This is a genomic window from Streptomyces sp. HSW2009 (genome assembly GCF_040240285.1).
In the GTDB taxonomy this organism is placed as follows: domain Bacteria; phylum Actinomycetota; class Actinomycetes; order Streptomycetales; family Streptomycetaceae; genus Streptomyces.
This window is the reverse complement of sequence record NZ_JBEHZD010000317.1, coordinates 1-9,204: the sequence shown is the minus strand read 5'-3', so window position 1 is coordinate 9,204 and position 9,204 is coordinate 1. Positions and strand designations below refer to the sequence as shown.

Here is a 9,204-nt window from a genome sequence, read left to right as displayed (position 1 = left end):
GGGGGGGGGGCGGCGGGGGGGGGGGCCCCCGGGGCCGCCCGGGGCCCCGGGGGGGGCCGGGGCGGGGGGCCCCCCCGGCGCCCCTGCCCGTGCGGCCAGGGGCCGGGCCCGGCGTACGGCCGTACGATGGGGCCATGCCGGCAAGCGAAGGGTCCTCAGGTGCAAACGCTGTGCACCAGCACGGCCCCGGCGCGCCGCAACTCGACGCGGCGGCGACCGTGTTCGCGCTGCTCGCCGACCCGACCCGGCTCCACCTGGTGTGGCTGCTGGCCCGCGGCGAGGCGGACGTGACGACACTGACCGCGGCGAGCGGCGCGGCCCGCACGGCAGTCAGCCAACACCTCGCCAAGCTGCGCCTCGCCGGCCTGGTGCAGGCGCGCAAGGAGGGCCGCCGCATGGTGTACGCCCTGCGGGACGGGCCGCTGCGGCGGCTGGTCGAGGGCGCGCTCCACCACGCGGACCACCAGGGGACGGGCGCGCACCAGCACGTGTGAGGGGTCGTACGGCGGGGAGCGGCTGGTCCTGCACGCCAGCCTGGCCCGTACACCGGACACAGGCTCCTGCGCCGGAGACTCCTGCCTGGCCCGCACGCCGGATGACTCCGCGCGACGCGTACGCCGGACACAGACTCGTATGCCGGACACTCCGCGCGGCCCGTAAGCCTGACAGCCCCGTGTAGCCCGTACGCCGAACAACCCTGCACGGCCCGCAAGCCACAACGCCCCACCAACCCACATCCACCCACCCACACCGACCAACCCACACCCACCCCAGGCACCCACCCAAACACCCACACCCACGCACCAACCCACCACGAGCATCCCCCGCGCGGGTGGGTGTGATCGGTCCGGGCGGGGGACGGTGGGTGGGGCCCGGTGGGGCAGCAGGGTGGGTTGGGGGTGGGTCAGCGGCGGGGCTTGGGGCCGCCGGCGCCCTCCAGGGGGACGGGGCGCTCCGCGGCGCGGTCGCGGGCGTTGCCGCGGCCCCGGTCGGGGGGGGGGCGGGGGGCGGGGCGGCGGGGGGGGGGGGGGGGGGGGGGGGGGGGGGGGGGGGGGGGGCGGGGGGGGGGCGGGGGGGGGGGGGGGGGGGGGGCGCCCCGGGGGGGGGGGGGGGCCCCCGGGCCCCCCCCCGGGGGCCGGGGCGCGCCGCGGCGCGGTCGCGGGCGTGGCCGCGGCCCCGGTCGGCGCGCGGCCGGTAGCCGTCGCGCGGGCCGTAGGGGCCGTGCGGGCGGGCGTTGCGGGCGCGGTAGACCACGTACGGGCGGACCAGATAGCCGACGGGTGCGGTGAAGGCGTGCACCAGGCGGCTGAAGGGCCACAGCGCGAACAGCGCCATCGCCAGCAGGGTGTGGACCTGGAACTGGAGCGGGGCGTCCGACATGTGCGAGACGTCGGGGTCGAGCGTGAACAGGCTGCGGAACCACACCGAGACGCCGAGCCGGTAGTCGTAGTCGCTGGTCGCCGGCGTGACCATGGTGTTCATCAGGCCGGCGACCAGGGTGGCGAGCAGCACCGGGTACAGCACCCGGTCGCTGCGCGAACTGGCCCGGCGGACGGCCTTGATCCGCAGCCTGCGCCAGAGCAGGATGCCCAGGCCGCAGGTGCCCATCAGACCGGCGATGCTGCCGGCGACCAGGGCGCCCGCGCTGTACTGGCCCTCGGTGACCCGCAGGCGCTCGGTGAAGCTCTCCGGCACCAGCAGGCCCACGACGTGGCCCATCAGGATGAGCAGCAGGCCGAAGTGGAAGAGCGGTGAGCCGATCTTGAGCAGTCGGTTCTCGTGGAGTTGGCTGGAACGGGTGGTGAAGCCGAAGCGGTCGTAGCGGTAGCGCCACGCCGTGCCCACCACCAGGGAGGTCAGGGCGAGGTAGGGCAACACGCCCCACAGCGTGGTGTGGAGATGGTCCACCGGAGGGCTCCTTCGCGGCGGCGCCCCGTGCGGGGGCAGTGGAGAGTGGAGTGGTGCGGGCGGGCCGCCACCCCGCGGCCCCGGCGACCTCGCGGCCGAGGACCACCCCGGCGACGAGCGGCACCGCGCCGGCGGCCGTCCACAGCAGCGGCCCGCCGCGCCCCGCATCGGGCAGCGCGGCGAGCAGCGGGAAGTGCGGCAGGACCGGGTACGCGGTCGTCTCGATCGGGCCCACCAGGCTGCCGGCGCCCACCGTGAACCCCGTCCCCAGGCCGTACGCGGCGCCCCACACCATCGCGTTCGGGAAGAGCGCCAGACAGAGCGAGAGCACTCCGAACCGCCCCGGCCAGTCGTGCGCCAGCAGCGGGAACGCTTCCTCGACGGCGCCGCCGTGCGCCACCAGCGAGGCCGCCACCAGCGCCCCGCCGCCGGCGACCAAGCAGACCGTGGCCCATCCGGCGGCCCGCGCGGCGGCCAGCACCAGCGACAGGGGCAGCCGGCGCCGCACCGCGCCCGGCACCAGGCCGAGCACCCGGCGCGCCGCGGCCGGCAGCGGCCAGCGCGGCCGGCCACTGGCCGTCCACGCCCCTGCCGTCACGGCCGCCACCACCAGCAGCGGCACCCGTACCACGGTGCTGATCGGGTCGACGGGCAGCGCACCGGAGTTGGCGTACACCATCGCCACCGCGCTGACCAGCAGATATCCGAAGACCACCAGGCCCACCGCGGACCGCACCACGGCCGGCCGCACCTCCGCCGGCGGCTGGTCGCCCGCAGCGCGCCCGGTGGCTGGACCGGGTCGGGCAGTTGACGGGACGTCGGCCAGTGGGGTGTCGGCTGACGGGGCGCCGACCGATGGAGTACCGGCTGACGGGGTGCCGGCCGGTGGCTGGCCGGGGTCAGCGGAGGCCACGTGTTCCCACCGTCCGGGCTGTCGGACCTCGGCCTCCGGGTCCTCCATCGCATGGCGCCCGGCGCGGTAGAGCAACCAGCACGGCACGGCGGTGAGCAGGAGTGGAGTGAGGCCGATCGGGGTCTGACCGCCGGTCACCCCGTGGGTGCGGACCAATTCGGCCCCGTGCGCGAGCAGCCACAGGCCGGCGACGACCCGGAGCGCGCCGCCGGGCCCGCTGTCCGGGAAGGGCGAGGTGACCCAGAGCAGCAGGACGACGACGGCGAGCGTGCCGAGTCCGAGCCCGGCGGCCACGACGCCGCTCATGAGCGCGTGCCCGGCGGCGGGTGAATGCCTGGTCGTGGCGGCGTCCCGGACGGACGGCGACGGGCTGAACTCGCTCATGTGGGTCACACACCCATGCTGCCAATAACACCCGTTTTGTCCCCGTAGCAGGCACATGGTCGCCGTGTCGCCCAAGATATCCATATGCGCCTTTTGGGACTCTTCGTACGCATTCGATCACCCCGGGCTGCCATCGCCGACGTGGGACGCCGCCCGTGAAACGCCGCCGCACCCATGCGCCTGACACCACGTCGAACGCCCCCCGCCCCGCGCCGCACCCCCCGTCCGACGCGCCCGCGCCCCGGCCGGCGAACGCGAAGCCGACACGGCAGGCGGCGCAGCATCCGCCGGCGCAGGCGGCATCCCACGCGCCGGCGCGACCGCCGTCGCCCTCGCCATCCCCGTCGCCCCCGGCACGGCCGGCGTCGGCGCACGGCGCGCAGCCGGCACGCGAGGCCGAGCGCGAACCGAGTCAGCGCGCCGAACGCACCGAACGCAGCGAGAGCGGCAAGCGGAGCGAGCCGGGCAAGCGGCGTACGGGCGCGGCAAGCGGCGTACGGGTACGGATATCGACCCACCGGGCACGCTCCACCGCGCCCCACGCCATTCCCCAGGCCGCCCCCACGAACACCACCCGCCCGGCCACTCCACACCCCACCCCAACGCCCCCTCCGACCACCGCGGAGCACAACACGGAGGGCGCCGACGAGGCCCCCCTCCAATCGACCACGGGGCACACCGAACCCACCGCCGCGAAGCCCCCTCCGACACCCACCGGCCCCACCGGCCCCACTGAGCCGGCCGAGTCGACCGGCCCCACCGGCCCGTCAGCCCCCGAACCGACCGCCGGGCCCGCCGGGCCACCCAACGCCCAACCCACCCCCACCGGCCCCCGCACCGAACCGAAGGCCCGCACCAAGCGCGGCAACCGACGAGGCACCCGGGGCCGTAAGAAACCCGATCCGAACCCGGCCACGGACACCCGTACGGGCGCGAGCGCGCACCAGGGCACCACCCCGAAGGCAGCCGCGGACAAGGGCACGGGCTCGGACACCGCCCCGGCCTCGCCGCCGGCCCCGGCCCCAGCCGCCACCGCCCCATCCGCGCCCGCCGCCTCCCCGGCGACCCCGTCAGGCCCCGACGCCACCCCAGCCCCTGACGTCGCACCACATCCCGATGCCGCCACCCGCCGCTCCGACGGCGCAGCGGCCATCCCCGAGGGGCCGGCCGACGGACCGGCTGCCGACGTCGGCCAGGGCCATGACGGCGTGTCGGCCGATGACGCCGAGGTCGGCCCCGGGCGCGCCGCCCCGGCCAACCCCGCCGCCGCGTTCGACGCCCTGTACTCCCGGCACGCCACCGCCCTGGCCCGGCAGGCGTACCTCCTCACCGGCAGTCCTCAACTCGCTGAAGAATCAGTGGAGTTCGCCTTCCAACGCGCCTGGCAGCACTGGCCCGAGGTCGCCATCGACAGCGATCCGGTGGGCTGGGTACGGGCCGCGGTGTACGAGTTCGCGCTCTCGCCCTGGCACCAGTTCCGGCCGGAACGCAAGCGGCCGGCGACACCCGACACGCCCGGCCGGGCGGCCCCCACGCAGCGCCCCGGCGACACCACACCGCCCAGCCCGGCCGTACGCCCCGACCGGCCCCCCGGTCCGGCCCAGACCTCCCGGACCCGCGCCACGCCACCACCACACCAGCGCCCGACGGACACCAGCGACACCACGGACACCACGGGCCCCCAGAACACCCCGGACTCCCCGGACTCCCCGGACTCCCCGGACTCCCCGGAACACGTAGCCACCGGCCAGCCGGCCGCCGCCACCCCTGACGTGACGGAACGCACCACACGGAGCCGCTGGCCACGCCGCGGCCGGGCACGGCGGCGCGGCCGGACGAGTGACCGTACGCACACCTCCGCCCCCACCCACCGCGACGCCACCACCAGCACCACCGCAACCACAACCACCAGCGCCACCGGCACCGCCCCGAACCCTGCCGACGGTCCGCGGTCAGCCGTCAGCCGCCCCGACCGCCGTCCAAGCCCCCGCCGCGGGCGGCGCCCGAGCCGTCGCCCCGTCCCACCAGCACGCAGGTGGGAAGCCGTGCGGCGAGTCGTGCGGCGAGTCGCCGTCGAGACCGGGCCCGGTGCCGTGACGACGCGTGATCCGGCGCTGCTCAACGCGCTGCTGCAGCTGCCGCGCTCGTACCGGCGCACCCTGCTGCTCCACGACGGCGTCGGGCTCGGCCTGCCCGCGACCGCGGCCGAGATCGAAGCGAGCACGCCGGCCACCGCCGGCCGGCTCACCCACGCCCGCGAGGAGCTGCTCAGGCACCTGCCGGAGCTGCGCCGGGTGCCGCCCGACCGGCTCGGCGCGGTCCTGCACCACCGGCTCGGCGCGCTCGCGGTGGCCCAGCCGGTCCGTACCCGGGCCGCCGAACTCGTCCGCAGCGGCAGCGAACACACGACAAAGGTGCTGGTCAGAGGGTCACTCGGGTTCACCGCGCTGATCACCGCCTGTACGGTGCTCTCCCTGCTGACCTCGTCGGCGGCCGACCGGCCGATCTTCAGCCCCGCCCGCCCCGTATCGACCGCACCGGTCACTCCGACCGCCACCCCGCCGGACGCCCGCGCGCCCGCCCCCGCGGCCTCCCCCGCTCCCGCGCCCCCAGCGCACACCACTCCCACACCCGGGCCCGAACCGACCTCGCTCACCCCGGCGCCCGTGCCGTAACCGCGCCCCCGCACACCACCGGCGGGGCGTGGCCGGCGTCGGCGCTCCGGCCGGCCGCCCCGAAACCGCCGCATGCCCCGAAACCGCCGGACGCCCCGCACCGGACGGCCCGCGCCACGCCCGCACCACACCCCGTACGGCAGGACGGAGCGCAGGCCGCACGACAACGGGCGCGGGCCCGCACTCGTGAGTGCGAACCCGCGCCCGTAGCGCTGTCCACGCGACGGCTCGGCGGAGCGTGCCCCGCCGGGCCGTCAGGCCGTGTGGTGGCGGTCAACCGCACCGGTCGACCGCCGTGGGCCGGCAGAACCGGCAGGTCAGCGCGGGAGGACGGCCGCCGGGCGGCCGTTCCCGAGTGACCTTGCCGGTCTACCGGGGCCCGTGCCGGTTCAGCCGGCGAGCACCTCGCGGGCCAGCCGGGCGGTCTCGGACGGCGTCTTGCCGACCTTGACGCCCGCGGCCTCCAGGGCCTCCTTCTTGGCCTGGGCCGTGCCGGAGGAGCCGGAGACGATGGCGCCGGCGTGGCCCATGGTCTTGCCCTCGGGCGCGGTGAAGCCCGCCACGTAGCCGACGACCGGCTTGGTGACGTTGGCCTTGATGAAGTCCGCGGCCCGCTCCTCGGCGTCGCCACCGATCTCGCCGATCATGACGATCAGGTCGGTGTCGGGGTCGGCCTCGAACGCGGCGAGCGCGTCGATGTGCGTGGTCCCGATGACCGGGTCACCGCCGATGCCGACGCAGGACGAGAAGCCGATGTCGCGCAGCTCGTACATCATCTGGTACGTCAGCGTGCCCGACTTCGACACCAGGCCGATGCGGCCCGGCTTGGTGATGTCGGCCGGGATGATGCCGGCGTTCGACTGACCGGGGGTGATCAGACCCGGGCAGTTCGGGCCGATGATGCGCGTCTTGTTGCCCTTGCTGCCCGCGTACGCCCAGAAGTTGGCGGTGTCGTGGACGGCGATGCCCTCGGTGATCACGACGGCCAGCGGGATCTCGGCGTCGATCGCCTCGATGACCGCGTCCTTGGTGAACTTCTCCGGGACGAAGATGACGGTGACGTCGGCGCCGGTGGCCTCGATGGCCTCCTTGACGCCGCCGAACACCGGCACCTCGGTGCCGTCGAAGTCAACGGTGGTGCCCGCCTTGCGCGGGTTCACGCCACCGACGATGTTCGTGCCCGAGGCAAGCATCCGCTTGGTGTGCTTCTGGCCCTCGGAGCCGGTCATCCCCTGGACGATGACCTTGCTTTCCTTGGTGAGGAAGATAGCCATGGTTACTGGTGTCCTCGTCCCTTACTTCGCAGCCAGCTCGGCGGCGCGCTCAGCGGCACCGTCCATGGTGTCCACCTGCTGCACCAGCGGGTGGTTCGCGTCCGTCAGGATCTTGCGACCCAGCTCCGCGTTGTTGCCGTCCAGGCGCACGACCAGCGGCTTGGAGACGTCCTCGCCCTTGGTCTTGAGCAGCTCAAGCGCCTGCACGATGCCGTTGGCGACCGCGTCACACGCGGTGATGCCACCGAAGACGTTGACGAAGACGGACTTCACGTCCGGGTCGCCGAGGATGATCTCCAGGCCGTTGGCCATGACCTCGGCGGAGGCGCCACCGCCGATGTCGAGGAAGTTGGCGGGCTTCACGTTGCCGTGGTTCTCACCCGCGTACGCGACGACGTCCAGCGTGCTCATGACGAGACCCGCGCCGTTGCCGATGATGCCGACCTGGCCGTCGAGCTTGACGTAGTTCAGGCCCTTGGCCTTGGCCGCCGCCTCCAGCGGGTTGGCCGCGTCCTTGTCCTCAAGCGCCGCGTGGTCGGGCTGCCGGAACTCGGCGTTGGCGTCGAGCGACACCTTGCCGTCCAGCGCGATGATCTTGCCTTCGCCCGTCTTGACCAGCGGGTTCACCTCAACGAGGAGGGCGTCCTCCGCGATGAAGACCTTCCACAGCGTCTTCAGGACCTCGGCGACCTGGTCGGCGATCTCGGCCGGGAACTTCGCCGCGGCGACGATCTCACGGGCCTTCTCGTCGGTCACGCCCTCGATCGCGTCCACCGGGACCTTGGCGAGCGCATCGGGGTTCTGCTCCGCGACGACCTCGATCTCCACGCCGCCCTCGACGGAGGCCATGGCGAGGAAGGTGCGGTTGGTGCGGTCGAGAAGGAAGGAGACGTAGTACTCCTCCGCGATGTCTGCGGTCTCGGCCAGCATGACCTTGTGGACCGTGTGGCCCTTGATGTCCATGCCCAGGATCTGGGTGGCCTTCTCCACGGCGTCGGCCGGGTCGGCGGCGAGCTTCACGCCACCGGCCTTACCGCGTCCACCCACCTTCACCTGCGCCTTGACGACCGCCCGGCCGCCAAGACGCTCGGTCACCTCGCGCGCCGCCTCAGGCGTGTCGATGACTTCACCGGCCAGCACCGGTACACCGTGCTTGGCGAAGAGGTCCCTCGCCTGGTACTCGAACAGGTCCACGCGCGTCCGTCCCTTTGCTTCTCAAATACACCGGCGGTCTGAGTGATCGCGGTTCTTGTCTGCGCGGGCGTGCCGCGAAGGGCAGCGTGACGACGCGGTCACCAAGATCGATACGGGGTCGCTACGAGGTTGTACGCGTCAGCCGGGTACGCGGCATGTCCGCCTGGCAGGTTATCCCCGCAACACGGAGGTCCCTAAATCTCAGATCACACTTGGGCGGTGATAACAGTCACAGATCGCTACGGATGGGTGACCCCTACACGCGGTGACCACCCACTCGGCCGATGTGGCCCTCGACCAGCCCGATGACCTTTTGATGCCAGGCGCGAACCGTTCACACCACCGAAACCCTCACCACCCGCCACCGCCCCCACCCGGACAGACACCCGCCCCGCGACACCCGAATAGCGGGCGGCGGGACGGCGGTATGTCGTCGGGCGGCGGGCGCTGCGTCTTCGGGCGGCGGTGTGTCCTCGTACGGCGGTCCGTTTTCGCGCGGCGGCCCGTCTTCGCGCGGGGGCTTCCTTATACGGGGACTTTCGTACGGGGCGCTTTGCGCGGGTGCTTTGTGCGGGTGCTTTGTGCCGGAGGCCCTTGTACGGGTGCCTTCGTGCGGCGCGCTTTTGTCAGGGGTGCCTTCGTAGAGGTTTTCCCGTACGGAGGGCGGGGGCGGGGCCGCGGGTGGGGCCGGGACCACGGTGGGTGGACTTGGGCCACGCCGGGCGGCCCGGGGGTCGCGGTGGGCTGTCTCATATAAACAACAGACGCTGCCGACCATACTCCTAGTGTTGAAAGAGGGGGTCGGCGTAACATTAAAAAAAAATCGGGGGGGGGGGGGGGGGGGGGGGGGGGGGGG

Annotated in this window: 4 protein-coding genes and 2 pseudogenes; 2 read left to right on the top strand and 4 right to left on the bottom strand. The window is 74.0% G+C overall.

Features of this window, described 5'->3' with window-relative positions:
• The first annotated feature begins 134 nt into the window (after positions 1-134).
• Positions 135-494, top strand: coding sequence for an ArsR/SmtB family transcription factor (locus AAHZ94_RS21760; RefSeq protein ID WP_349994656.1), 360 nt, complete (start codon positions 135-137; stop codon positions 492-494).
• Between the two features lie 802 nt (positions 495-1,296).
• Here AAHZ94_RS21760 and narI read toward each other — a convergent pair.
• Positions 1,297-2,076: pseudogene (gene narI / locus AAHZ94_RS21755) on the bottom strand (respiratory nitrate reductase subunit gamma); the annotation flags it as partial.
• A pseudogene (locus AAHZ94_RS21750) lies at positions 2,012-3,127 on the bottom strand (cell division protein PerM); the annotation flags it as partial. The pseudogenes narI and AAHZ94_RS21750, both read right to left, overlap by 65 nt.
• A gap of 233 nt (positions 3,128-3,360) precedes the next feature.
• Between AAHZ94_RS21750 and AAHZ94_RS36480 the strand changes: the two are divergent.
• Positions 3,361-5,880 (top strand): hypothetical protein, encoded by a 2,520-nt coding sequence (locus tag AAHZ94_RS36480; RefSeq protein WP_502964734.1) that lies wholly within the window; start codon positions 3,361-3,363, stop codon positions 5,878-5,880.
• Between the two features lie 389 nt (positions 5,881-6,269).
• On the opposite strand, the gene sucD is transcribed toward AAHZ94_RS36480, so the two are convergent.
• Together sucD and sucC are read right to left on the bottom strand one after the other, a co-directional pair.
• Positions 6,270-7,154: a succinate--CoA ligase subunit alpha gene (gene sucD, locus AAHZ94_RS21740; RefSeq protein WP_349994655.1), complete on the bottom strand. Its 885-nt coding sequence runs from the start codon at positions 7,152-7,154 to the stop codon at positions 6,270-6,272.
• Positions 7,155-7,175: 21 nt separating this feature from the next.
• A complete protein-coding gene (gene sucC / locus AAHZ94_RS21735; RefSeq protein ID WP_349994654.1) occupies positions 7,176-8,348 on the bottom strand; it encodes an ADP-forming succinate--CoA ligase subunit beta in 1,173 nt (390 codons plus the stop codon).
• Positions 8,349-9,204: the final 856 nt, after the last annotated feature.

What these genes read in the sequence shown, in the direction of transcription:
- AAHZ94_RS21760 (WP_349994656.1), top strand. Translation starts at nt 135, where the DNA reads ATGCCGGCAAGCGAAGGGTCCTCAGGTGCAAACGCTGTGCACCAGCAC.
- sucD (WP_349994655.1), bottom strand. Translation starts at nt 7,154, where the DNA reads ATGGCTATCTTCCTCACCAAGGAAAGCAAGGTCATCGTCCAGGGGATG.